Below are 25,677 nucleotides of genomic sequence, written 5' to 3'. Positions count from 1 at the left end.
TTTTGCGTCAGATTTGCCGTTTTTCGCGTTATTGCCTGCCTTCCCCTTTACCGACGTTGCCGATGACAGCCGCCCACGAGCCTTCTTCCCCGCCGTCCCTCGACGCTTCCCCCGGCCGCCCCGCGGCGCGCCTGATCCTTGCGCTGCTGCGCGAAAGCCGCGTGTCGCTCACGCTGGCGCTCACCGCGTGCGTGCTGAACGGCGTCGCGAGCGTGCTGCTCGTCGCGACGCTGAACCGCGCGCTGTCGCAACCGGGCGCCGCCGACGCCGCGCTCGCGTGGCGCTTCGCGCTGTGCGCGGTGATCGCGCTCGTCACGCGGATCGTGTCGGGCACGCTGTTCGCCCGCCTGTCGCAGGACACGATGGCGCGGCTGCGCGTGCATCTGGCGCGGCGCGTCGGCGCGGCCGAACTGCGCGACATCGAGCGGATCGGCGCGGCGCCCGTGCAGTCGGTGCTGACCGACGACGCGACCAACGTGTCGATGCTGTTCTTCGCGCTGCCGAACCTGGTCATGCACGGCTCGATCGTGTTCGGCTGCCTCGGCTATCTCGCGTGGCTGTCCTGGCCCGTGTGCGTGCTGGCGCTGGCCGCGATCGTCGCCGGCTCGCTCGGCTATCACACCGGCGACCGCCGCGCGATCGCGGCGCTCGAAGCGGCCGGCCAGGCGCAGGACCGCCTGTTCGGCTATCTCGGCTCGCTGTTCTCCGGCGCGAAGGAGCTGAAGCTGCACGACGCGCGCGCCCGCCAGTTCGTCGACGGCCAGCTCGGCGCCGCGATCGGCGAAGTGCGCGACCATCGACGCCGCGCGTTCAGCGCGTATGCGGTCGGCGTCGGCTGGATCATCTTCCTGTTCTACGTGTTCCTCGGTATCGCGTCGTTCTGGCCGCAGCTCGGCGTGCATGCCGATCCGGCCGCGGCCGCCGGCTACGTCGTCGTGTTCCTGTTCATGCTCGTGCCGCTCGACGGCCTGCTGAACAACCTGCCGACCGTCAACGCGGCGCGCGTGTCGCTCACGCGGATCGAAGGCGTGATGGCCGAGTTCGGCGCGCTGCGCACGGTGCCGCCCGCGGCCGATGCGCCCGACGTGCCGCCGGCCGGCGCGGTCACGCTGCGCGGCGTCACGCATGCGTATTTCCACGAGCGCGACGAACGGATGTTCAGCATCGGGCCGATCGACCTGACGATCAAGCCGGGCGAACTCGTGTTCATCGTCGGCGGCAACGGCAGCGGCAAGACGACGCTCGCGAAGGTGTTGACGGGGTTGTACGAGCCCGAGGAAGGCACGATCGAGGTCGACGGCCGCACGATCGGCTGGCGCGAACGCGCGGCCTACCGGCAGCGCTTCAGCGCAGTGTTCAACGATTTCCATCTGTTCGATGCGCTGCTCGGCATCGTCGACCCCGACGATCCGTCGCGTGCGCAGGCCGATGCGCGGGCGAACGCGCTCGTCGCGAAACTCGCGCTCGACCACAAGGTGAAGGTGGTCGACGGCGCATTCTCGACGCGCGCGTTGTCGACCGGGCAGCGCAAGCGGCTCGCGCTCGTCGTCGCGTACCTGGAAGATCGCCCGTTCTACCTGTTCGACGAATGGGCGGCCGACCAGGATCCGTCGTTCAAGGCCGTGTTCTACGAACAATTGCTGCCCGAGCTGCGCGCGCGCGGCAAGGCCGTGATCGTGATCACGCACGACGACCGCTACTTCGATCTCGCCGACCGTCTGCTGAAGCTCGACAACGGGCGCATCGTCAGCGACACGCAGCCGGCGCGCCTGCGCGCGCAGGATGGCGTCGATGCGCTGAGCGCGTAACACGACACCGACAGTCGATCGAAAAAATCGCCGACACGCTGCATGGGCAGTGTGTCGGCGATGGTCGTTTCAGCGGGGAATGTGGCTGACGTGTAGCGAAAGGACAGGCGGAAGCCCCGCGTCGTCAAGTCGGTCGCCACGCCCTGCCCGTCAACGCGGCCTCGTCCGCACGCTCAACGCACGGCCGGCAGCTTCAGCATCGTATCGGTCATCACGTCGGCCAGCTTCAGCGCCGACATCGGCCCGCCGAACCCCCAGATGTTGCGCTCGATCAGCGCGATCCGGTGTTCCTTCATCGCGGGCACGAAGCGCCACACCGGCGAATCGAGTTTCGCGGAAAGCGGCACATCCATACCCGATGCGGTCACGAACATCACGGCCAGGTCGCGCTGCCGCAGCAGGTCGGCCGACGTCACGTACAGCGTGCCTTCCCGCGTCGGCTTCTTCGGCCACGGATCGAGCCCGAGCGCCCGCGCGAGGCCGGCCGACGTGCTGTTGCCGGTATAGGCCCAGTAACGATCGGGCAAGCCGAGATCCTGCAGCAGCGCGACGCGCTCGCCGTGGCGGCCCGCGGCCGCGAGCCGCGCCGCATTGCGCGCGATGCCGGCGTCGAGTTGCGCTTCGACCGCCTGCGCGCGCGCGTCGCGCCCCGTCACCGCGCCGATCGTCCGGAAGATCTGCCGCATCCAGTCGAGCTGCGTGACGGGCACGCCGCCTTCGGACACGTTCGGGCTGAACTGGAACAGGATCGTCGGCGCGATCCGGTCGAGCGCGTCGAAGATCGGTGCATGCCGGAACCCGACGCCGATGATCAGGTCCGGCTTGACCGCCGCGATCGCCTCGAGCCCCGGCTCCTGCCGCGAGCCGATGTCGGTCACGTGCGCGAGCTGCTCGCTCCGATAACCGAGCCAACCCGGATAGAACGCGGTATCGGCCATCCCGACCGGCACGAGGTCGAGCGCGATCACGCTTTCCGCGAACATGAAGTCGAGCGCGACCACGCGCTGCGGCCGCATGGGCATCTTCGCGCTGGCCTGCGACACGACGGGATTGCCGGCCAGCGACACGGCGCCTTGCGTACCGCCGGCGCTCCCGGCCACGGAAGCTGCGGCGGCCGATGCGGAAAACGCGCCGCACCACGCGGCGCCGAGCGCGGCCGCGAGCGTCCCAAGCACATACCGGCGGCCGGCGTGCGTCACCGGATCGCGTCCTGCTCGGCCAGCGCCGCGTCGTCCATCGTCAGTAGCAGCGGGCAGCTTCCACACAGTTGCGTTTCTCCAGGAATTTCGTAGCGCAGGCAGCACACGCGGCGCGCGCGAAACGGCGTCGGCAGCAGCGGCGAGCGCGGCACGGCATCGCGCACGGGCTGGCGCAGCGGATTCCATTCGCCGCGCACGCAGGTCGAGCCGAACAGCCAGTCCGCATCGCGGACGGGATCCGCCGCGCACGGCAGCGAACGGTACGTATCGAGTAGATAGTCGAGCAGATTGCCCGCGTTGCTCCACAGCACGCGCGGCGTGACGCGGCCCATCGCGGCGAGCAGGTCGATCACCGCGCCGAGATGCGCGATGAGCCCCGCATAGCGCGGCTCCGGTTCGTCGCACGGCGCGCCGAGCGCATCGCTCGCGAAATACAGTGCGGCCGGCATCCCGTCGTCGAGCGCGACGAACGTGCGCTCGGGCGTCATGTCGAGCGGCCGGCGGAGCGTCAGCGCGGCAACGACGCCGGCCGGCGCCGCGCGGCCGAAATAGTATTTGCTCCATTGCGACATCAGCGCACGCGCATGCTGCGCCGGATCGCCGCCGTAATGGTCGACCATCGCGGCGAGCACGGCGTCGCGGTGCGCGGGCAACGCGCTGACTGGCACGACGATGCGGCCCGGCGCGTGCCCATCGTCGGGCATGCCGAGCCACACGGCGTCGAGGTGCTCGGCGAACGGTTCCGGCGCGAACGCCGAAAAGCGCGTGGCGCGCGCGCCGTCGAGCGCCGGCGTCATCGCCCGGCGCGCCGGGCGCGGCGCCCCTCGAGAATCAGCAGCCCGAGCAGGTACGGCGCGCCGATCAGCGCGGTCAGCACGCCGGCCGGCACTTCGCGCGGCGCGACGACGGTGCGCGCCGCGAGATCCGCGACGCCGAGGATCAGTGCGCCGCACGCCGCCGCGAGCCACAGCCGCGTGCGATGTCGGCGCGCGCCGAGCATCGTCGCGACGTGCGGCGCCATCAGCCCGATGAAACCGACCGGCCCGACCGCCGCGACGGCCGCGCACGCGGCGAGCGTCGCGATCGTCAGCGCGAGCGGCCGCAGCGCGGCCACCGGCAGGCCGAGCGCGGCCGCCTGATCGTCGCCGAGCGCGAGCATGTCGAGCGGTTTCGCGAGCCACGCGAACACCGGCACCGCGAGCACGCACCACGGCAGCAGCATCGACACCTCGCCCCAGCTGCGGCCGTACGTACCGCCGACGAGCCATACGACGAAGCGCGCGGGCTGCACGCTTTCCTGCGTGATCAGCCATTGCGCGAGCGTGGTCCACAGCGCGCCGATCACGATGCCGGTCAGCGCGACCGCGAGCGGCGCGTAGCGATGCCGGTGATTCAGCGCGAGCGTGATCGCGAGCGACAGCCCGCCGCCGATCAGCGCGGCGGCGGCCAGCGTCACGTGGCCCATCAGCGGCCACGTCGACAATGCGAACAGCGTGACGAGCCCCGCGCCCTGCGTGACGCCGAGCACTTCCGGGCCCGCGAGCGGATTGCGCACGACGCTCTGCATCGCGACGCCGCTGACCGCCAGCAACGCGCCGGCGAGCAGCGCGCACAGCAGGCGCGGCAGGCGCAGGTCGATCAGCATCCGCGCGAGCGCATCGTGACCGGACAGCGCGGCCGACCAGCGCGCGGGCGACAGCCATTCGGGGCCGGCCGACACGCCGACAAAAACCACGAGCAAGCCCGCCACGACGAACAGCACGGTGCGCAACGGCCAGCCGAGCCGTTCGAGCCAGCCGACGAGCCGCGTCGAGCCGCCGCCCGCCGCACGTTCGGCATCCGCGTGCAGCACGCCCGACCACGCGGCGCCGCGCCGGATCATCGCGAGCATCAGCGGCGTGCCGACCAGCGCGATCGCGACGCCGGTCGACAGCGTCGCGTCGAGGCCCGATGCGAGCACCGCGCTGTCGGTGACGAGCACGAGCGCGCCGCCGGCGAGCGCCGACAGCGGCACCAGCACGCCGAGCCGCGCCGCGCGCGCGCCGCGCACCTGGCGCAGCAGGTTCGGCGCGACGAGGCCGACGTACGACAGCGGGCCCGCGATGCTGACCGCCACGCTCGTGAACGCGACCGCGACGATCGTCGCGGCAAGCCGCGTCGCATCGACGCGCACGCCGGCCGCGGCCGCCGCATCGTCGCCGAGCGTGAGCGGATTCAGCGGCCGGATCACGAACGGCAGCGCGACCAGCGGCACCACGAGCCAGCGCGCGGCGAGCGCGAGGCCCGCCGCGCCCGGCTGGTACAGGCTGCCGTTGGTCCACAGCGCGGCGCCCGCGATGTTCTGCTCGAAGAACGCGAGCACGAGCGTCGACAGCGCGGCGAACAGCAGCATGCACACGCTGCCCGCGAGCACGAGCCGCAACGGCGTCGCGCGCCAGCCGCCCGCCGCGACGATCGCGCACGCGGCGGCCGCGAGCCCGCACACGAACAGCAGCGGCACCGACGCGACGCCCGCCAGCGCCGGCACCAGCATCGCCGCGAGCAGGCCGAGCTGGGCGCCACCCGTCACGCCGAGCAGGTCGGGCGACGCGAGCGGATTGCGCGTGAGCGACTGGAACAGTGCGCCGGCGATGCCGAGGCAGCCGCCCGCGACGAGCGCGGCCGCGACGCGCGGCAGATTGAGGTCGAACAGGAATACGTGCGCGAGCGACGCGGCATCGCTGCCGGGCGCCGCGTCCCACCACACGCGCAGATCGGGGGCGATCCGCAGCGCCGCGAGCAGCGCGATCAGCGCGACGAGACCGAACGCGATCGCGCCGGCCCGGCCCTTCGCCGCGCTCTTGCCCGTCGCCGCGAGGCGCTTGCGCATCGCGAACGTCGTCATACGGCGAGATCCCGGTCGAAGACGCCGGCCGCCTGCGGCGCGCCGTCGGTCGACGGCCCGTAGGCCGGCACGCACATCGGCGCGCCCGTCTGCGGATGCGCGAGCTTCAGCATCTCGACGCCGAACGCCGCGCGCAGCCGCGCGGGCTCGAGCATCGCGTCGGGCGTGCCCTGCGCGACGAGACGGCCCGCGCGCATCAGCACGATCTCGTCGCTGTACGCGGCCGCCTGGTTCAGGTCGTGCAACACCCAGACGATCGTCAGCCCGCGCGCGCGGTTCAGCGCACGCAGCGCATCGAGGATGTCGAGCTGGTGATGAATGTCGAGATACGTCGTCGGTTCGTCGAGCAGCACGATCGGCGCCTGCTGCGCGAGCGCCATCGCGATCCACGCGCGCTGGCGTTCGCCGCCCGACAGCGCGCCGACGTCGCGCTCCGCATCGTTCGCAAGGCCGCTCGTGTCGAGCGCCTCGTCGATCGCCGCATGATCGGCGCGCGACAGGCCGCGCAGGAAGCCGCCGTACGCATAGCGCCCGTACGCGACGAGTTCGCGCACCGTGAGGCCCGACGGAATCTGGTTGAACTGCGCGAGCATCGTCAGCTCGCGCGCGAGCGCGCGACGGCGAAACGATGCGAGCGGCTTGCCGTTGACTTCAACGTGGCCGGCACGCGCGGGCTGCAGGCCCGCGAGCGTGCGCAGCAGCGTGCTCTTGCCGCAGCCGTTCGGTCCGCACAGCGCGGTGACGCGGCCGGCCGCGATCGACAGGTCCAGCCCGTCGATCACGACATGGTCGCGATATCCCACCGACAGCCCGCGCGCGGCAAGCGCGGCGGTACGACGCGTCATCAATCCTCCGTTCGGTCGCGCGGGACCGTGTAACTCTGCGCCATCGCGACGACGACCTTGCGCGGCCCCTCGAACGGGTCGCGCGCATGCGCGGTCAGCATGTTGTCGAGCATCAGCACGTCGCCGGTGCGCCACGGGAACACGATGCGCTGCTGGTCGAGCACGCCGCGGATCTGCGCGAGCGCGTCGGCCTCGAGCGGTTCGCCGTCGCCGTAATACACGTTGCGCGGCACGTTCTCGAGCCCGACCGCGTCGACGAGCGCTTCCTGCATGTCGTCGTCGAGCGCCGACAGGTGAAACAGGTTCGCCTGGTTGAACCATACGCGGTCCCCCGTGCGCGGATGGCGCGCGACGGCCTGGCAACGCTCGCGCGTGCGCAGCAGCAGTTCGCCGTCGTCGTCGGTGCGCCACGCGCACTCGATGCCGCGCGCCGCGCACATCCGCTCGACCTCGGCCGGCTCGTCGGTGCCGAACGACTGCTGCCACGGCAGATCGAGCCCCTGCCCGAAATTGCGCACGTACAGCAGCTCGCGCTTCTCGAAGCGCGCGACGAGCGCCGGATCGAGCGCGCGGTAAACGGCGCGGCTGTCCGCGATCGGCGTCGCCCCGCCCTTCGGCGCGGCGAGCGCGCAGTGGAACCAGATCCGCAGCGGCCATTCGCGCGTGTACGACTGCTCGTTGTGCAGCGGAATCGCGCGGTGCGGCGGGTATTCGGTCGACGTGTAGACCGCGCCTTCGACCTGGCTGCGCGGCGTCGACGCGTATTCATAGCCGATCAGCGGATCGCCGAACGAGGCCGCGAATTGCTGGAACGTGTCGATCGACGGCACGCGAAAGCCCGTGAACAGCACGCCGCCCGCCCGTTCGAGCGTGTCGGCCGCGATCTCGCGCGCGAGCGGCGCGACGTCGTCGATCGACATCCCGTCGTTGCCGCGCGGCGACACGACGGTGGGCAGTCCCGGCTCGATACGCAGGTCGTCGAGCGTCGGCAACGAAAGCAGGGTCATGCAACGTCCTCTTCAGGTGACGCGCCGCACGTGCGGCGCAATGGGTCACGACGCGCGCGTCGCGCGCTCGCCGTCCATCGCGCGGCGCAGGCTCGCGGGGCGCATGTCGGTCCAGACGGTTTCGATGTGCGCGAGACAGTCGGCCTTCGGGCCGCTCACGCCGATCTCGCGCCAGCCGGCGGGCACGGGCCGGAACGTCGGCCAGATCGAATACTGTTCTTCGTCGTTGATGACGACCGTATAGACGAGATCGTCGGTGTCGGCGGAAGGCGTCGGGGCTTGCGTCATGATCGGAAATCGCTGGGCGGTTGAAGGAAGCGAAGCGGCGGATTCGGCCGCTCCTGTCTGATAGACGGTTGGCCGGCGCGTTTTTTTACCGCCGCCGTGCGCGGCCGCCCAGGAACACCGGGCAGGCGACGCCGCGATGGCATGCGTCGAGGCATTCCGCGCAGTGGCGCTCCGCGTCGCGCACCATGAAATGCACGAGCGTCTGCGACACGTTCAGCGCGCGCGCCGCGGTCTGCAGCGTCTCCTCGCGCAGCCGCACCATCTCGAATGCCGCCCGGCTGCGCGCCGGCAGGTCGTCGAGCGCGGCGCACACGCGCCGCAGCGTATCGCGCGTCATCAACGCGGCTTCCGGCGTCGGCTCGGGCGACGGCACGTCGTAGCCGTCGTCCTCTTCGGTGTGATAGACGTTTTCGAGACTTTGCCGGCGGCACGCGTCGATCGATGCGTTGCGCACCATCCGCGTCACGTACGCGACCGGCTGGCGCACCGCGTCCTGATTGGGGAACTCGACGAGTTTCACGAACACGTCGTGCACGACGTCCTCCGCGCGGCTCGCGCAGCCGACGAAGCCGCGCGCGACGTTGACGAGCATCGCGCGATGCGAGATCAGCACATCGAGCAGCGCGCCCTGCGCACGCGGCTCGGACGCCCGGCGCGCACGCGGCGCGGCGCGCGGCGGCAGGTCCGGATAACTGCCGAGGAACGGGTTTGCCGCTGCCGCTACCGGTCGGTCGAGCACTTCCGCCATCGCCATCGATCTGCTCCGTCAAATTCCGAGATAAGGGAATTTAACGTAAACGCAAATCATTCTCAATCCGATTACGAGATAACCCTTTGGGTTAGTGGGATTTGTCTGAACAATTGCCGGAATGCCTGCTTCGGCGGACAGGACGAACGCGACGGGTCTACGAAGCACGGCAAGCTTTCCGGGCCGAAGGAAGTTGCCCGGTGACCGAAACGGCCGAGATTCACGACGCGGCCGCGCCCACCGCCGTCAGTAGATGAACAACCGGATCGTCGCCGTCGCATCGAACCGCCCGATCTTCGGCGGCCCGAACGACTTCAGCACCGCGTCCATCAGCACGCTCTGATTCATTACGTTGGACGCGAACTGAGCCAGCGTGAACTGCTGGTTGAACGGAATGGTCTTGCCCTGGCTATCCTCGATGCCGATCCCGAAATTGCTGTCCTGCGCCGGCACCAGCAAACCGTTCTGGACCGGAAAACTCGTTTCGAAATACCCGTCCACCCGCACCGCGACGTTGCATTTCTTGGTCAGCGACAACGAGAACCGCTTGCGGGGCACCGCCGGCATGAAGCCGTTACCCGCCGCCTGCACCTGCCCGAAATTGACGATGCCCGGTTCGGGCGTCACGAGGACGTCGACGAAGCACGGTGTCGGCTTGAGGTTGCGCAGGCCGCTCAGCCGGTACTGGAAGCTCGTGCCGAACGCATTCAGCCCGAACTCGCCGTCGAACTGGAACACCGTGTAGATATCGCTCGGCGGCTGGATCCAGTTGCCCTTCTTGCGCACGACGACCTGGTAGTCGATGCTGATGTTCGTGCGCTGGCAACGCCCGCGGTCGAAGTCGTACCGGGTGCACGGCGGCACCGAATACCCGGTAAACACCCCGCCGCCGCGATTGCTGGTCTTGTCGAAATAATCGACGCCCTTGTAGCGGATGCCGATCTCGAGTCCCCATGCGGCAGGGTCCGTACGATTCGGATTCGCGTAGAAGTAGATGTTGTCGACGACCTTCAGGCTGCCGGCGTCCCCCAGGTCCTTGTAGCAATACCCCGACGTCGTGCGCACCGGCGACACCCAGATCACGTAGCCGTCCGGCGCGTCGGTCGGATACGACGCCACGCCGCCGATCGGCTCGGTCAACGACGTCGCGCCGCTGTTCGTCAGGCAGCGCAGCGCCCACGCCGGCTGCACGGCCGCGATCAGCAGCGCGAGGACGACCCAGCGCAGCCATGCCGCCGGCGCCGCCCGATGACGCATGCCCGCGCTCATTGCTTCACGCTCTTGCACACACCGGCGTCGCACGCATACTCGACCGCCACCTGGCCGCCGTAATCGTCGATATGCGTGACGAACAGCGTCGCCGGCGTCGCGGCCTTGAACGGCACGTCGGCCGTGCTCATCGGGCTCACCATCACCGGCTCGATCGGCACCGGCGTCTTCTGCGCGCCCGCGCTCACGTCGACCACCGTCACGTGGTACGGCGTCGGGTTGTCGAACACGAGCTTGTGCGCGGCCGCCTCCACCCGCAGCGTCATCGGCAGCGTCCAGTCCTCGTCGCGCGCGGGCTGCACGGCCTTCGGCCGGTAGAACAGCTTCATCTGCGTATGCAGCGCGATCTGCAGCGTGTTCGGCGTATCGGTCTTCGGCGGCACTTCGCGGATGTTCAAGTAGAACACCGTTTCGCGATCGGCCGGCAACTCGGTGCCCGGCAGCTTCGCGATCCGCAGCACGTTGCGCTCGTTCGCCTCGATGCGCTGCAGCGGCGGCACGACCATCAGCGGCGATGTGGTCTTGTTGCCCTTCGCGTCCTCGAGCCACGACTGCACGAGATACGGATATGTCGCGCTCTTGTTGGTGATCGTCACGATCGCGGCCTGCTCGCCCTCGTTGAAGATCACGCGCGTGCGATCGGGCACGATCGCCGCCTGCGCGGCGCCAGCCAGCATCGCGCCGACGGTCGCGAACGCGCACAGCGCGCGCCGCGGGAAAGAAAGGGAGAAAGCGTTCTTCATCGCTGGATCCATGAAAATCATCGTTCGACCCGCGCGGCCGCCGCATGCGACTCGCCCGGTGTCCGGCACGTCACCGGAATCGGCGTGCCTTCGAGTTGGAGCTGATTCGGCAGCGCGTCGATCGTGCACAGCGTGCGTTCGCCCGCCCGCACCGCCAGCGCGGATTTCGGCTGAACCTGGGTCAGGAACGCCGCGCCGCCCTCGCCGACGATGCCGAGCTCCTTGCCGTTCGCCGCGTCCTGCACCGACGCGCCGAACGGCAGCGCGTGGCCGGCCGCGTCGGTCAGCGTCAGGTACAGGTTGCTGCCGCGCGCGGCGGAGAACTTCACGAAGCCGATCGCGCCGTCGGTCAGCACCATGCGCTGGATCGGGTTCGTCACCTGCACTTCGAGCGGCAGCTTCTCGACGTTCACGGTCGCGTCGTACACGTTGTAAGGCGAGATGCCGTCGAGGACCGCATAGCCGCGCGAATCGGTGTGCGTGAGCGTGCCGGACAGCGGCACGTCGGGCACGCCGTCGGTCGACACCAGCAGCCGCGTATCGCCCGCGTTGCCGTTCGCGTGCGCGGACACGCCGTACTGCGTCGCGACGAACGAGCCGTCGACTTCGAGCGACGCGGCCGCATACGCATTGGCGAGCGTCGATGCCTGCGCGGTGAGCTGGTACGCCGACGTGCGCTGCCGGAAGCTCGCGTTCGCCGACGCGCGGCCGTCGGTCTCGCCCGCATTGACCTGATAGGTGCGGCCGGCCGGATCGTCGTAGATGTAGCCCGCGTTCACGCTGGTGCTGCCGTTGCCCGTCGTCAGGTTCGACGTGACGGTGTGGCGGCCGCCGATCGGCAGCGTCGCGGTGACCGAGAACTGGTTGCCGCTGGCGCCGGCGCTTTGCGTGCGGAATGCCGACACGCTGACGTTCAGGTTGCGCAGCGTGCCGATCGAGAATGCACGCGTGAGCGTCAGGCCGACGCGCTGCTCGGACGCGCGCGCCCAGTAGGTCGTCTGGTCGTACGAGAAATAGGTCGACGTGTCGCCGAAGCGCTTCGACAGCGTCGCCGAATAGCGCTGCTTGCTGTTGGCGAGGCCGTACGCGGTCGGGTCGCCGGAGAACTGCGCGAAGCTGGTGTACTCGCGCTCGGAGAAGCGGTAGCCGAAGAAGCGCACGTCCGCATCGAGCCCGTCGAAGTGCTTCGAATAGTTGATCCGATACGAGTTGCCGTTGCGTGTCGCGCCGTTCCACCACAAGCGCGCCCGCGCATGCGTGACGTCGGCCGACACCGCGCCGAACGCGCCGAAATCGCGGCCGACGCCGAGCGCGATCGACGTATAGCCGGACGCGGCGATGAAGCCGCCATACGCGGTGACGTCGAACGGCAGGCCGTACGCGATTTCGCCGAAGCCGAAGAACGGCGTGATGCCGGCGCCGCCGAACAGCCGCGGCTTGCCGACCGCGGCCTTGTAGCGCAACTGGCCGGTGCGCGCGAGGAACGGCACGGCGGCCGTCGTCACCTGGAAGCGCTGCACGCTGCCGTCCTCTTCCTCGACCGCGACGTCGAGCGTGCCCTGCACGCTCGTGTTGATGTTCTGCAGCGCAAATGCGCCCGGCGACACGCGCGTCACGTACAGCACGCGGCCGGCCTGCGACACGGTCACGGTCGCGTTGGTGCGCGCGACGCCCGAGATCAGCGGCGCATAGCCGCGCAGCGACGGCGGCAGCATGCGGTCGTCGCTGCGGATCGACGCGCCCGTCAGCGCGAACGTGTCGAAAATGTCGGAGGTCAGGTAGTCGTCGCCGAACGTCACCGTCGACTGGATCGACGGCAGCGCGCGAAACGCATAAAGCCGGCTGAAGCGGAACGTGCGATCCGCGTACGCGGTGTTACCCACGTTCGATTGCGCCTGGTAGTCGCCGCGAAAACGCCACGCATCCCAGTTCGCGCCGACCGTCCCGTACGCCTGGATCGCATTCGTCTGCCCGCCGCCCGCACCGAAGTTGCGGTTCGTGTTCGCGATCACGCGATAGTCGAGCATCGCGCCGGGAATCCCTTCGGACCAGTGCTCCGGCGGCAGGTAGGTCGAATCGGTGAATTCGAGCGCCGCCTGCGGAATCGTGATCTTGAGCCGCCCGTCGCTTTTCAGGTAACGCACGGTCGCCCCTTCGATCGCGGCCAGGTCGACGCAGCTACCGCCCCGGAAGCGCGGCAGGTCCTTGACCAGCGACGGCTTCAGGCCGAACCGCGCGACGAGCTCCGGCCGCAGGCACGGCTTGCCCGCGCCCGTCGCATCGACCGCCACGAATTCGATCGGCTGCAATCCGAGGTACAGGTCGTTGACCTGCACGTCGAGCATGTACTCGCCGGGCAGCGTGAAGTCGGCCTGCGAGAACTGCGACAGGTCGACGTTGCGCGTTCCGTCGATGTCGAGGAACGACGAATTGAATTCCGTCGCCTGGCTCTGGCTGCCGACGACCAGCACGGAGACGCAAAGGAAGGAATGTCTGATTCGCACGCGGTGCTACCGGGAGTCCGAGGAGAAGGAAAACGAGAGGAAGGACGAAGGAGGAAGGGATGCACGCATCCCTCCTCCGGTACGGATGCTTACTGGTAGCGGACCGTGAAGTTCGCGACGCCGTCGGCGGTACCCGGCGTCACGCCGGCTGCCGTCGCTTCGTACATCGCCGCGAAGCGCGCGATGTTCGTGCCGTTCTGCAGCAACGTCGGCGCCTTCTGCTCGGCGCCGTTGTCGAGGTATTCGCCCGACGCGGCCTGCAGGCGGATGCCGACGTTGGTTGCCGAACCGATCGTGGCGAGCAGCTTCGGCTGGCCCGCGCTCGACGTGCCCGTGAACGTGAAGTACGCGTTCTTCGCGACGCTGGTGTCGCAATCGGTCAGCTTGATGTCGAAGTTGGTCGGCGTGGACTTGTCGCCGGCTTGCTTGAACACGTTGGTCGGCACCTTGCCGAGGTTCACGGTCTGGTTGACCGAGCCCGAGTCGATGCCGCATGCGCCCGCGACGATCTCGCCCGTGAAGTTGATCGTGCCGGTGCCCGCTGCGAAGGCCGAGGTGGACAGGGCTGCGAGTGCGACAGCGCTCAGGATGGATTTTTTCATGAGGTTTCCCGTAAGGAGTGCAAATGGAATGGACGACGTGGCGGACACAAACGACAGCGCGTGGTGGCTCCCGTCCGACACGAGGCGGCATTATCGAGATAACCACGAAAGATGTCTGTAAATCATTGTCAAATGCATCTGACAATGTTCGATTTACCCCTCTAAAACCTCATTATTTCCCTTCCATTTTCAATCCCGGATTTTTTATCCGCAGTCCTTTTTGATTTTCCGGAACCGATTGAAGATTAAGGGAATTTCTTGCCGATAATCATCGACGCCGCGCACTTCCTTACTGGCGCCGGCTTGAGCAGGACCGCCACTCAAAGGACAAAACATTGTCCAACACCGCCATCGTTGTCCGATTACAACGCCAATATCGAATCATTTTCAACTGACAGGAAATTAACGATGGCATTCCATCAATATGGATTTATCACGCAAACGATTGCGCAAGAATACAAACGTTTTACCGCGACACTTTGCCGCCACCATTAATTCCGATATGTTGATTAATCCATTCGTCAATTGCCGATCTTGAATCGCATGCATGCGCGGCCGCTGGAACGCGGCTCGCTTGCCGGATTGGACGAGATGAAAAAGGAAAGAACGCGGCACACGTTTGCGCCGGGGAGCGGCACGACCGGTCGCCGGATGCGGGTGGCAGGGAAGCAACCGCTCTGCCCTGCCGGGAGATGAAAAGGAGGCGCGGAACAGCGCCAGGAAGCGCCGATGCCGCGCGGCGAAACGACGGGCATCACGCGCTGTCGAAGCAGCGGCCGCACGTTGAATCGTACGGCCGCCGTCATGTCGCCCGACACGCTGCCGCGTCAGGCGACGCGTCGCACGTCACGCGGAAGCCGCGGCCTCCGCCGTTGCCGGCGCCCAGCCGCCGCCGAGCGCGCGATACAGCGCGATCGCGTTCGCGAGCCTGAGCTGCCTGAGCCGGATCAGCTCCTGCCCCGACTCGTACGTGCTGCGCTGCGCGTCGAGCAGCTCGAGATAGGTCGCGACGCCGCCCGCATAGCGGCGCTCCGCGAGCCTCAGCCGTGCGCCGTCCGCCGCATATACGTCCTGCTGCGCGGCAAGCTGCCGGTCGATCCAGTCGCGCGCGGCGAACGCATCGGCCACTTCGCGAAACGCGGTCTGCACCGCCTTCTCGTATTCGGCGACCGCGATGTCCTTGCGCGCGTGCGCGACGTCGAGGTTCGCGCGATTGCGACCGCCCGCGAAGATCGGCAGCGTGATGCGCGGCGCGAACGTCCACACGCTGGTGCCGGCCGCGAACAGGCTCGATAACGCGTCGCTCACCGAGCCGTAGTCGGTCGTCAGCGCGACGCGCGGGAAGAACGCCGCGCGCGCCGCGCCGATGTTCGCGTTCGCGGCCTTCAGCCGCGCCTCGGCCTGCCGGATGTCTGGCCGCCGTTCGAGCAGTTCGCTCGGCGCGCCCGGCGCCACGGGCGCGATCGACAGCGTGTCGAGCGCGGTCGCGTCGTCGGGCACGTTGCGCGCGAAGTCGCCCGCCAGCAGTTGCAGCGCCCGTACGGCCTGCGCATGCTCGCGCTGCAGCGCGGCCTGCGACGCGCGCGCGGACGCCACCAGCATCTCGGCCGAACGCAGCTCGATCGCGTCGCTCGTGCCGGCGGCATAGCGGCGTTGCGTGAGCGCGGCCACCCGTTCGCGGGCTTCGAGCGTGCGCTCAGCGAGCGCCAGTTGCTCGTGCAACGATCGTTCGGAAACGTACGCGCCCGCCACCTCGGCGATCACGCCGATACGGACCGTGCGCTGCGCGTCGGCAGTCGCGAAATACTCGGCGAGCGCCGCGTCGGACAGGTTGCGCACCCGGCCGAACAGATCGAGCTCGTATGCGCTGACGCCGACGCCCGCACGATACAGCCCGCTGATCGCGCTTTCGCGCACGACCGGGTCGTACTGGCGCGCGCGTTCGTAGCCGAGATTCGCGTCGACCGACGGCATCCGGTCCGCGCGCTGCACGCCGTACAGCGCGCGCGCTTCCTCGAGCCGGCCGGCCGCGATCCGCAGGTCGCGATTGTTCGCGAGCGCCGCGTCGATCCACGCCTGCAGCGCCGGATCGGTGAAATACGCATGCCAGTCGTCGAGCAGCGCGGCATCCCGTGCCGCGCTCGGTAGGGCCGCCGGCGCCGTACTGCCGTCGACCGGCGCATAGGACGCCGGCACCGGCGCCGCCGGGCGCTCGTAACGCGGCGCGAGCGAGCACCCGGCGAGCGCGAGCGCGGCGGCCAGCGCGACCGGCACCCGCCGCGCGGCGCGTGCATTCAGCGCGAACATCATGGTTGCGAACCCTCCATCGTCGTCGGCTGCGCACCGCCGCGCCGGCGCGGGCCGACGTCGAACAGGCGGCCGACGATCACGAAAAACAGCGGGACGAGGAACACCGCGAGCACGGTCGCCGTGATCACGCCGCCGAGCACGCCGGTGCCGATCGCCGTCTGCGCGCCGGACGCGGCGCCCGACGCGAACGCGAGCGGCAGCACGCCGACGCCGAACGCGAGCGACGTCATCACGATCGGCCGCAGCCGCAGGCGCGCGGCCTCGAGCGCCGCGTCGACGAGCGACATGCGCTGCGCGACGAGATCCTTCGCGACTTCGACGATCAGGATCGCGTTCTTCGCGGACAGCCCGATCGTCGCGATCAGCCCCACCTTGAAATAGATGTCGTTCGGCATCATCCGCAGCGTCACGCCGAGCACCGCGCCGATCACGCCGAGCGGCACGACCAGCATCACCGCGAACGGAATCGACCAGCTCTCGTAGAGCGCCGCGAGCGCGAGGAACACGACGAGCACCGACAGCGCGAACAGCATCGGCGCCTGCGCGCCCGACAGCCGCTCCTCGAACGACTGCCCCGACCACGCATGGCCGATGCCGGCCGGCAGCTTCGCGGCGATCCGCTCGATCGCGGCCATCGCGTCGCCGCTGCTGTGGCCGGCCGCGGCCGAGCCGTTGATCGTGAACGACGGATAGCCGTTGTAGCGCGTGAGCTGCGGCGGCCCCATCGTCCAGTGCAGCGTCGTGAACGCCGCGAGCGGCACCATCTCGCCGCGCGCGTTGCGCACGCGCAGCTTCTTCACGTCGTCCGGATCGAGCCGGTGCCGCCCGTCGGCCTGCACCATCACGCGCCGCACCTGCGTGCCGTGCATGAAGTCGCCGATATAGTCGGAGCCGAACATCACCGCGAGCGTCGTGTTGATCTCGTCCATCGACACGCCGAGCGCGGACGCCTTCGCGCGATCGATGTCGAGCTTCAGTTGCGGCGCGTCCTGCGTGCCCGCGAACATCAGGTCGGTGAGCGCGCGATCCTTGCCGCCCGCCGCGAGCAGTTGCTCGCGCGCGGCGCTGAACGTCGCGTAGTCGAGCCCGCCGCGGTTCTGCAGCCGGAAGTCGAAGCCGCTCGACGAGCCGAGATCGGGCAGCGCCGGCGAGTTCATCGCGAAGACCGTCGTGTTCGGCGTGCCCGCGAAGCGCTCGTTGATGCGCGCGACGATCGACTGCACGTGGTCGCGCACGGCCTTGCGCTCCTTCCAGTTCTTCAGCGTGACGAAGATCATCCCGCCGTTCGGCCCTTCGCCGTACAGGTTGAAGCCGCCGAGCGCATACGTATAGGCGGTCGGCTCGTCGCGGCGGATCGCCGACTCGACCGCGCGCACGCTCTGCATCGTTTCCGCGAGCGGCGTGCCTTGCGGGCGGATCACCATCACCATGAAGTTGCCCTGGTCCTCGTCCGGCAGGAATGCGGTCGGCAACTGCGTGAGCATCAGCACCGCGGCCGCGGTCAGCGCGCCATACACGACGAGCCAGCGCAGCGGCTTCTTCAGCATCGTGCCGACCCGCGTCGCATAGCGCTGCGTCGCGCGCGCGACGAAGCGGTTGAACCCGCCGAAGAAGCCGCGCTTCTCGTGATGGTCGCCGGCCACCGGCTTGAGCAGCGTCGCGCACAGCGCGGGTGTCAGCGACAGCGCGAGGAAGGCCGAGAAGCCGATCGACACCGCGAGCGACAGCGCGAACTGCCGGTAGATGTTGCCCACCGCGCCGCCGAAGAACGCCATCGGCACGAACACCGACGTCAGCACCACGGTGATCCCGACGATCGCGCCGCTGATCTGCTGCATCGCCTTGACGGTCGCGTCGTACGGCGCGAGCCCCTCCTCGACCATCAGCCGCTCGACGTTCTCGACGACGACGATCGCGTCGTCGACGAGGATGCCGATCGCGAGCACCATCCCGAACATCGTCAGCACGTTGATCGAGAAGCCGGCCGCATACATCACGCCGAACGTGCCCGCGAGCGCGACCGGCACGACGAGCGTCGGGATCAGCGTCGCGCGCAGGTTCTGCATGAACAGGAACATCACGAGGAACACCAGCACGCCGGCCTCGATCAGCGTCGTGACGACCTTGTTCATCGACACGCGCACGAACGACGACGTCTCGTACGGAATCTGGTATTTCACGCCCGGCGGGAAGTATCGGGACAGCTCGTCCATCGTCGCGCGCACGCGCTTCTCGGTGGACACCGCGTTCGAGCCCGGCGCGAGCTTGATGCCCATCCCGGTCGCGACCTTGCCGTTCACGTACGACGGATAGTTGTAGTCGTTGCCGCCGAATTCGACGCGCGCGACGTCGCGCAGGAACAGCGCGGAGCCGTCGGCCCGCGCGCGCAGCGCGATCGCGCCGAAATCGGCTGGCGTCTTCAGCGGCGCGTCCGCGAACACGGTCGCCGCGATCGGCGCGCTGTCCGGCACCGCGCTGCGGCCGATGTCGCCGATCGTCACGCGCGCGTTGTGCGCGCGCACGGCCGACGCGATGTCCGACGCGGTGAGCCCGTGCCCGGCCAGCTTCACCGGGTCGGGCCAGATCCGCATCGCATATTCGGCGCCCCAGAACTGCACCTTGCCGACGCCCTCGACGCGGCGCAGCGCCTGCACGACGTTCGCCGACGCGTATTCGCCGAGCTGCACGTCGGTCATCCGGCCGTCGTCGGACGTCAGCGACACGACGAGCTGGATATTGTCGGCGGCCTTCTCGACCTGGATGCCGTCGCGGCGCACGGGCTCGGGCAGGCGCGCGTCGACCGTCTTCAGCCGGTTCTGCACTTCGACGGCCGCGAGATCGGCGTTCACGCCCTGCTTGAACGTCAGGTACAGCGACGCCGCGCCGGCGCTGCTCGTCGCGGACGTATACAGCAGCCCCGGCGCGCCGTTCATCTCGCGCTCGATCAGCGCGGTCACCGATTCCTCGACGACCTGCGCGGACGCGCCCGGGTACGTCGCATAAATGCTGACGACGGGCGGCGCGATGTCCGGGTACTGCGCGACGGGCAGCGCGCGAATCGCGAACAGGCCACCCAGCATGATGAAGATCGCGATCACCCATGCGAAGACGGGGCGATCGATGAAGAAACGTGCCATGTTGGTTTGAACCGGTCAGGTTTGACGGGCGGCCGCCTGCGAAGCGGCCGCTGCCGGCGCCGCCTTCGACGGCGGCGCCTTTTCGACGGGCTGGACGGCCGTATCGGGCGCGAACTGCGCGACGTCGTCGACGATCACGCGCTCGCCGCCCGCGAGGCCGCGCGTGATGCGCCAGTCATGGCCGCTCATCTGGTCGGCCGTGACCTCGACGTCCTTGACCTTGCCGTTCGCGCCGACGACACGCACCGACGTACGGTCGGCCGTGCGCAGCAGCGCGTCGCGCGGCACGAGGATCGCGCGCCGGTCGACCGCCGTGTCGAGCGCGATCCGCACATACGCGCCCGGCAGCAGTTCGCGCTCCGGATTCGGGAACAGCGCGCGCATCGCGACGGTGTCGGTGGTCGGGTCGACCGCGAGATCGCTGAACAGCAGCTTGCCCTTCAGCGGATATGCGGTGCCGTCGGCGCGCAGCAGCGTCACCGCGACATCGTGCTGCGCGATGCCCGTTGCGCGCCCGCTCTTCACCGCGCGACGCAATGTGTCGACGTCGGCGGCCGGCTGCGAGAAGTTCACGTAGATCGGATCGAGCTGCTCGACGGTCGTGAGCGGCGTCGCCTGGTCCTGGCCGACGAGCGCGCCCTCGGTCACGAGCGCGCGCCGTGCACGGCCCGCGATCGGCGCGGTGACGGTCGCGTAGTCGAGCTGCAGTTGCGCGCGCGCGAGTTCGGCCTTCGCGGACGCGACCTCGGCCTTCGCCTGCGTATCGGCCGCGACGGCTTCGGTGTGGTCGCGCTCGCTCACCGCGCGATCGCGCACGAGATCGTCGTAACGACGGCGCTTGTCGGTCGCCGCGAGCGCGGCGGCCTGTGCCTTCGCGAGCGCGCCCTGCGCGGCGTCGCGCGCGGCCTTCAGCGGCGCGGGATCGATGCGGAACAGCACCGCGCCCTGCTTCACTTCCTGGCCTTCCTCGTAGGTGCGCGCGGTGACGATGCCCGCGACTCGCGCGCGGACTTCCGCCTGCCGGTACGCGTCGAGCCGGCCCGGCAGTTCGACCGTCATCGGCACGGCCGTCGGGCGCACCGTCACGACGGTGGCCTGCTTCGCTGTCTCCGGCTCGGCGTCCTTGTCGCCCTTTCCGCATCCGGCCACGGCCAGCAGCGCCGCGAGCGCGAACGGCGCCAGCCGCAGGCGGCGCCACAGGGTGCGTTTGTTATTCATGTTCTGACCTCGGATCGTTCGCCGCCGATACAATGCGGCGGCTCAGGGTGGCCGATTATAATCAGTCACGACTGATTAAATACATCCGCTTTCCATCCGGCTGACGCACTGTCTCAATAAAACGACAGCGAACTGTAAGGAATTTCACGACATGGCCCGCAAGACCCGGGAAGAATCGCTCGCCATCAAGCACCGGATCCTCGACGCCGCCGAGCTCGTGCTGCTCGAAAGAGGCGTCGCGCAAACCGCGATGGCGGACCTCGCCGAGGCCGCCGGGATGTCGCGGGGTGCCGTCTACGGCCACTACCGCAACAAGATGGAAGTGTGTCTGGCGATGTGCGACCGCGCGTTCGCGCGCACGTCCGAGGGGTTCGACGCGGGCGACGGCCTGCCGCCGCTCGCCACGCTGCGGCGCGCCGCGTCGCACTACTTGCAGGAATGCGGCGAGCCGGGCCCGATGCAGCGCGTGCTCGTGATCCTCTATACGAAATGCGAGCAGAGCGAGGAAAACGGCGCGCTGCAGCGGCGCCGCATGCTGCTCGAGCTGCAGATGCTGCGGATCACGAAGGCGCTGCTGCGTCGCGCGATCGCGGCCGGCGAAGTGGCCGCCGATCTCGACGTGCATCTGGCCGCCGTCTACCTCGTGTCGCTGCTCGAAGGCGTGTTCGCGTCGATGATCTGGACCAACCGGCTGCGCGGCAACCTGTGGAACGACGCCGAGGCAATGCTCGACGCCGGTTTCGATGCCGTGCGCACGTCCGGCGCCCTGCGCAGACGCGCGCAAAAATTGCCGGACTAACGGAAATCGTCGTAACAAATGCTGATTTAACCCGATTTACCGCAGTGCGAAACGAGTGAGCCGACCCTCTTTAAAATTTTTAACGTTTCGCGGAACATCGGTAGACTGACGCTGTCATCTTTCTTTAGCGTCTTCGTGATAACCGGGTTCGACCCGGTATGCACGCCGCCGTTCGAAGCGGGCACCGCCCCGCAGGTTGGGTCGAACGGAAACGACACAGGCCCCTGGCGGGGCCTGTTTTGTTGCACGCCCGCCGCCCGCCCCGTCGCCGTTCGACGGATGTGCCGCCGGCGGCCCCCGCCCACACCCCTTTGAACCGCTTTCCTGGATGTGGACACCTTGGTCAAGTCTGTCGCAACCCCTGATGCCGTCGCGCCCGGTCGCGCGCAGCGCGCCGTGCGCGCGCTTGTGCCGGCGGCCGTGCTCGGCGCCCTCGCCGCATTCGGCCTCGCCGCCGCGCTGCCGGCCGTGTCGCAATTGCCGGGCGCCGTCGATTCGGGCACGGCCGCGCTGCCGCAGCGCGTGCTGTCCGATACGCCGTTTCCCACCGCGCAGCATTTCGTGACGAGCGAACTCGCCCGCACGATCGGCGAGCGCAACGAACACGTCGATCGCAACGATCGCAGCCTGCAGCCGGGCCTGTTCGCGCCACTCAGTGCGCATCGCAACGACATGCTCGGCTACGCGAGCCTGTTTCAGTTCGCGTCGCCCGATCGCCGGCAAGGGATGCGCGCGGGCGACATCGAGCTCACGCTGTCCGATACGCTGAACCGTCTCGACGTGCCGCCCGAAGTGCGCATCCAGCTCGGCGACCTCGTCACCGGCAAGGTCGCGATGCGCGCGAGTGCGCAGCGCGGCGACTATTACCGCGTCGCGTTCGACACAAACGACGGCACGCCGCGCCTCACCGCGCTCGAGCTGCGCGTCGCCGGCCGCACGTTCGGCGCGATCTGGTTCCGCGCGCCGGGCGCCGAGCACGGTGCGTACTACACGCTCGACGGTTCGCCGCTCGAAGCCGCCGCGTTCACGATGCCGGTCAAGTGGACGCGCATCAGTTCGTTCTTCGGCGAGCGCGTCCATCCGTTGTCGCAGGCGATGGCGTTCCATACGGGCGTCGATCTCGCCGCGCCGAGCGGCACGCCGGTCGATGCGGCGGCCGACGGCGTCGTATCGTTCGTCGGCACCGATCCGGGCGGCTACGGCCGCTATGTGATCGTCGATCATGCGGATGGCTATTCGACGTACTACGCGCACCTGTCCGCGTACGCTCGCGGGCTGAAGGTCGGCGAAACCGTGAAGCAGGGCCAGCGCATCGGCTCGGTCGGGATGACGGGCGCGGCCACCGGCCCGCACCTGCATTTCGAGGTGCGGGTCGCGAACGATCCGGTCGATCCGCTCGTCACGCTCGCGAACGCGCAGACGGGGCTGTCCGACATGCAGCTCACCGCATTCCGCCAGGAAGCCGCGCAATGGCGCTTCCGCCTCGCGTCGATCAATAAGACGCCGTTCGCGTTCGCGCAGAACGACGGGCCGCTGTGGGGGGATTTTGCGACCGGTCCGTCGACGTTGCGGGCGGTTTTCGATACGCACTACTCGGCGGAACGAGGCTAACTCTGAGGCACACGATCCTGGTGGTTGCAGAAGAGCGTACGGTCAAAGTGCTCCCCGCTCTTCTCTACATCGTCAGCTGGTCACGGGCTTGAGCCGATGTTTGGGCGCGAGGTAGTACTTATCCCTCGTAGCTGACCGAGATAGGTTCCCTCATGACAAACGAGACCGCGTCCATTCAGAACTGAGCAGTCACCTGAAAACCAAGCATCACTCGCGCAGTCGGAAAACCCGACGGCTTGTAGACAGGCGTACCCGCGAAGAGGTCATACGCATAGGCTCCGAATCGCGTGCCCACGCTGCCCTTTATGCCGATCACGGCGCCGGCCAATTGCGTCCCGACGAGGGCGACAGGCTGCGGGCCCCATACGCGACCATAGTCGAGTCCCGCATAAACTGCCTGCCCCGTCTGCCCGATCGGCGCCTGCAGTTCGTTGCGCCAGTAGAAGCCGCGTGCCGCCGCGAGCATCGTTTCACCGTCGAAGCCGCGTACCGTGTATCGACTGCCAATCGTCAAGTCGTCGATGTAGTACAGCGTGTTCCCGGTGTACTGGCCGTGGAGTGTGCCGACATAGCGGAATGGCTGCTTACCGATCGCAAAGGGCACCGCCAGGTTCGCGTCGAGCGCTGCCATCTTGAAGCGATAGGTCGGCCCGCCTCCCGCCGCCAACATATCGTCCTGAGCGCCCAATCCACCGACACCTTGACGATATGCAAGTGAGCCGTCGAACTGTGCGCCGCCGAAGTAGTGACGATCGGTCAGGCCGAGCTCGATCATCGTGTTATTGCGGCGCTGCTGCGAGATCTCGGTGTCCTCGATAAAGCTTTGGCCGAAACGACGCGACAGGCGAACGTATGCACCGAACACATCGTTCTGGCTACGCGACAGCACGCGGGCCAGTTTGAAATCGACCGTCTTTGAGTTGCCGCTCGCGACGAATGTCTGATTCACGCCAGCAATCTGCTGGTAGTACGTGTTCGTGTAAGCGGACAGCGTGGCCGTCCAGTAACCCCACGGAATCGAATAGAAGCCGTTCCAGCCGTGCGAGCCGAGCCGCTTGTCGCCGAACTCAAGGTCTTGGCTCACGCCGACGTTGAAGGTATCGTTCAGGCCGAGCGGGTTATCGATGCCGACCGACAGGTTGCCTTGCAGCTTGCCGGTAGCACGCGTGCCCGAGTTGTCGATCGATGCGACGACCGTCCACGGCTTGCCGCGCTTCACGTCCAGAACCACGTCGCTTTCACCGGGCAGTTCGCCCGGAACGATCTGCATCGTGACGTCCTGGCTCGATACGCGTTTCATCTGCTCCAGACCTTGCTCTAGGTCGCGCAGATTCAATACTTCACCATCGCCGGTCGGGAATGCAGTTTTCCACGTGCCGCGCAACTTTTCATCTGAGAAACGGATGCGCCGGATCGTGCCGGGAATCAGCGACAGTTTCAGCGTACCGGTCGACAGGTCTTGTTCGGGGACGAGAACGCGCGTGGTGACGTAGCCGCGCGCCAGAATTGCCTGAGACAGCCCCTTGACCAGCACGTCAATGCCTTGCTTGCCAACGCATTGGCCCGCGTAGTGGTTCAGCCAGTCGCGCGCAAACGCGAAGCGATCCATCGGCAGCGCCGACGCACCTTGTGCTTTCACTGCGTCGGGCAACGACGCGGGCACGTCGAGCGTGAAGCGATCGAGACGAAAGCACGGCGTTTCCGTGGGAAGCGCCGGAAAGGCTTCGATCTTCGGCACGTCCGAGCGCATCGAAGGCGCGCGCACGGCCGCGTCACGTTGCTGCGCGTCGCGTTGTTGCTGCGCTTGTCGATCCTGCTCCGCATTTGCGCGCGCGGCGGCGGCTTGGTCTGCAGGTGTCGGAGCCTGCTGCGCGTGCCCCCCGAGCGACATCAAGGCTGTGAATGGCAAAGCCACCAGCCGATTCCTTATTCTCATTATCAACTAACCCCTGATTCAGCCTGCTACATAATCGTTGAGAATGCACGCCGTCTTATCTGCTGCGAAAACGTGCATCTCGAATGCACCGACTACAATGGCGCTAGCTCCGCCGCAAAACTGCTGCTATCTTTAGCGCACTGCTACATCGACTTTGATAAGCCTCTGGGTACAGCCAACGCTCGTGGGCTGTCGTGTTTCGCTTCCAGGCTCAATGCCAACCAAGACCCTCTTTTTCTAGAGGAGCATTCCGACGGCAACATCTCACTCTCTCGCGGGCACAACCACAAGGGCGCCACAACAAGAATTTAAATCCGTCGATACATCGATTTACAAATATCAATCATCCAGCCAGTCCCGGACCGGATTTCTATTCCTTTCGAATTTATATTCGCCATTATTTTTAACATATGACGATACTATTTCCGGCCTGACATCGACATCCACATACCGGCCGCTTCCCCTGTCAGGCTCTACGCATATGTTTTCGGCCCTCAAAATCCAGGGCAAACAACATTCCACAACGGCACTTATTTTTGCCCGATAAAATATAAGCGACCATCCACCGCCCAAGCTCGGAACCTGTTCCAAAATTGGATACATGATATTTCCGTTGGCGATCTTGACCCTATAAGGGTATTCATAATTTTCAGGCCAATGATCTCCCAAGATGAACAAGCCATCGCTTGTATCAACCAGCCAGCCGGATACTTCAACACGATCACCAGGCTTCAGGCTCCGCGAATCTAGCAAATCTTTCACATCCATG

20 protein-coding genes are annotated in these 25,677 nt (G+C 67.6%); 4 read left to right on the top strand and 16 right to left on the bottom strand.

Annotation, left to right across the window (positions count from 1 at the left end):
- Positions 1 to 62 precede the first annotated feature (62 nt).
- Positions 63 to 1,808 carry a cyclic peptide export ABC transporter gene (locus J8I35_RS12395; protein ID WP_124556434.1) on the top strand — a complete coding sequence of 582 codons (1,746 nt, stop codon included), beginning with the start codon at positions 63 to 65 and terminating at the stop codon, positions 1,806 to 1,808.
- Positions 1,809 to 1,981: 173 nt separating this feature from the next.
- Here the strand turns inward: J8I35_RS12395 and J8I35_RS12390 are convergent, their stop codons facing one another.
- From J8I35_RS12390 to J8I35_RS12340, 11 genes are all read right to left on the bottom strand, one after another.
- Entirely contained in the window at positions 1,982 to 3,007 is a 1,026-nt protein-coding gene (locus J8I35_RS12390; protein ID WP_209925585.1) for an iron-siderophore ABC transporter substrate-binding protein, read from the bottom strand.
- A complete protein-coding gene (gene fhuF, locus J8I35_RS12385; RefSeq protein ID WP_209925584.1) occupies positions 3,004 to 3,804 on the bottom strand; it encodes a siderophore-iron reductase FhuF in 801 nt (266 codons plus the stop codon). The genes J8I35_RS12390 and fhuF overlap by 4 nt, the downstream gene beginning before the upstream one ends.
- Positions 3,801 to 5,891, bottom strand: a complete 2,091-nt coding sequence (gene fhuB / locus J8I35_RS12380; RefSeq protein WP_124556431.1) for a Fe(3+)-hydroxamate ABC transporter permease FhuB — start codon at positions 5,889 to 5,891, stop codon at positions 3,801 to 3,803. The genes fhuF and fhuB overlap by 4 nt, the downstream gene beginning before the upstream one ends.
- Positions 5,888 to 6,736: an ABC transporter ATP-binding protein gene (locus J8I35_RS12375; protein ID WP_124652828.1), complete on the bottom strand. Its 849-nt coding sequence runs from the start codon at positions 6,734 to 6,736 to the stop codon at positions 5,888 to 5,890. Before J8I35_RS12375 ends, fhuB begins: the two co-directional genes overlap by 4 nt.
- Positions 6,736 to 7,743, bottom strand: a complete 1,008-nt coding sequence (locus J8I35_RS12370) for a TauD/TfdA family dioxygenase (RefSeq protein ID WP_089467403.1) — start codon at positions 7,741 to 7,743, stop codon at positions 6,736 to 6,738. Before J8I35_RS12370 ends, J8I35_RS12375 begins: the two co-directional genes overlap by 1 nt.
- A gap of 45 nt (positions 7,744 to 7,788) precedes the next feature.
- Positions 7,789 to 8,031, bottom strand: a complete 243-nt coding sequence (locus tag J8I35_RS12365; protein WP_050012606.1) for an MbtH family NRPS accessory protein — start codon at positions 8,029 to 8,031, stop codon at positions 7,789 to 7,791.
- 85 nt (positions 8,032 to 8,116) lie between these two features.
- Positions 8,117 to 8,785, bottom strand: a complete 669-nt coding sequence (locus tag J8I35_RS12360; RefSeq protein ID WP_050012605.1) for an RNA polymerase factor sigma-70 — start codon at positions 8,783 to 8,785, stop codon at positions 8,117 to 8,119.
- A gap of 240 nt (positions 8,786 to 9,025) precedes the next feature.
- Positions 9,026 to 10,048: a fimbrial protein gene (locus tag J8I35_RS12355; RefSeq protein ID WP_209925583.1), complete on the bottom strand. Its 1,023-nt coding sequence runs from the start codon at positions 10,046 to 10,048 to the stop codon at positions 9,026 to 9,028.
- Positions 10,045 to 10,791, bottom strand: coding sequence for a molecular chaperone (locus J8I35_RS12350; RefSeq protein ID WP_050012603.1), 747 nt, complete (start codon positions 10,789 to 10,791; stop codon positions 10,045 to 10,047). The genes J8I35_RS12355 and J8I35_RS12350 overlap by 4 nt, the downstream gene beginning before the upstream one ends.
- A gap of 17 nt (positions 10,792 to 10,808) precedes the next feature.
- Positions 10,809 to 13,262: a fimbria/pilus outer membrane usher protein gene (locus tag J8I35_RS12345; protein WP_050012602.1), complete on the bottom strand. Its 2,454-nt coding sequence runs from the start codon at positions 13,260 to 13,262 to the stop codon at positions 10,809 to 10,811.
- A gap of 122 nt (positions 13,263 to 13,384) precedes the next feature.
- Positions 13,385 to 13,897, bottom strand: coding sequence for a fimbrial protein (locus tag J8I35_RS12340; RefSeq protein ID WP_050012601.1), 513 nt, complete (start codon positions 13,895 to 13,897; stop codon positions 13,385 to 13,387).
- 23 nt (positions 13,898 to 13,920) lie between these two features.
- Between J8I35_RS12340 and J8I35_RS12335 the strand changes: the two genes are divergently transcribed.
- On the top strand, positions 13,921 to 14,121 hold the full coding sequence (locus tag J8I35_RS12335) for a hypothetical protein (RefSeq protein ID WP_209925582.1): 201 nt from the start codon (positions 13,921 to 13,923) through the stop codon (positions 14,119 to 14,121).
- Positions 14,122 to 14,743: 622 nt separating this feature from the next.
- Here J8I35_RS12335 and J8I35_RS12330 read toward each other — a convergent pair.
- The 3 genes from J8I35_RS12330 to J8I35_RS12320 are packed head-to-tail and all read right to left on the bottom strand — an operon-like array spanning position 14,744 to position 20,562.
- The gene (locus J8I35_RS12330) at positions 14,744 to 16,204 is read right to left on the bottom strand and encodes an efflux transporter outer membrane subunit (RefSeq protein WP_209925684.1); all 1,461 of its coding nucleotides are present in this window, start codon (positions 16,202 to 16,204) and stop codon (positions 14,744 to 14,746) included.
- Complete coding sequence (locus J8I35_RS12325; protein WP_176015683.1) at positions 16,204 to 19,344, bottom strand: multidrug efflux RND transporter permease subunit; 3,141 nt, start codon at positions 19,342 to 19,344, stop codon at positions 16,204 to 16,206. Before J8I35_RS12325 ends, J8I35_RS12330 begins: the two co-directional genes overlap by 1 nt.
- Positions 19,345 to 19,359: 15 nt before the next feature.
- Positions 19,360 to 20,562, bottom strand: a complete 1,203-nt coding sequence (locus tag J8I35_RS12320; RefSeq protein ID WP_209925581.1) for a MexX/AxyX family multidrug efflux RND transporter periplasmic adaptor subunit — start codon at positions 20,560 to 20,562, stop codon at positions 19,360 to 19,362.
- A gap of 151 nt (positions 20,563 to 20,713) precedes the next feature.
- Between J8I35_RS12320 and J8I35_RS12315 the strand changes: the two genes are divergently transcribed.
- Both J8I35_RS12315 and J8I35_RS12310 read left to right on the top strand, forming a co-directional pair.
- Positions 20,714 to 21,361: a TetR family transcriptional regulator gene (locus tag J8I35_RS12315; RefSeq protein WP_124556425.1), complete on the top strand. Its 648-nt coding sequence runs from the start codon at positions 20,714 to 20,716 to the stop codon at positions 21,359 to 21,361.
- 339 nt (positions 21,362 to 21,700) lie between these two features.
- On the top strand, positions 21,701 to 22,972 hold the full coding sequence (locus tag J8I35_RS12310) for a M23 family metallopeptidase (RefSeq protein WP_124593137.1): 1,272 nt from the start codon (positions 21,701 to 21,703) through the stop codon (positions 22,970 to 22,972).
- Between the two features lie 175 nt (positions 22,973 to 23,147).
- Here the strand turns inward: J8I35_RS12310 and J8I35_RS12305 are convergent, their stop codons facing one another.
- The gene (locus tag J8I35_RS12305; RefSeq protein ID WP_209925580.1) at positions 23,148 to 24,908 is read right to left on the bottom strand and encodes a ShlB/FhaC/HecB family hemolysin secretion/activation protein; all 1,761 of its coding nucleotides are present in this window, start codon (positions 24,906 to 24,908) and stop codon (positions 23,148 to 23,150) included.
- A gap of 339 nt (positions 24,909 to 25,247) precedes the next feature.
- Positions 25,248 to 25,676, bottom strand: coding sequence for a hypothetical protein (locus J8I35_RS12300; RefSeq protein WP_209925578.1), 429 nt, complete (start codon positions 25,674 to 25,676; stop codon positions 25,248 to 25,250).
- Position 25,677: the final 1 nt, after the last annotated feature.

The organism is Burkholderia sp. CpTa8-5 (genome assembly GCF_017815045.1).
Lineage (GTDB): Bacteria > Pseudomonadota > Gammaproteobacteria > Burkholderiales > Burkholderiaceae > Burkholderia > Burkholderia sola.
The sequence above is the reverse complement of the archived record's forward strand: the minus strand, read 5'-3'. Positions and strand labels throughout refer to the sequence as shown.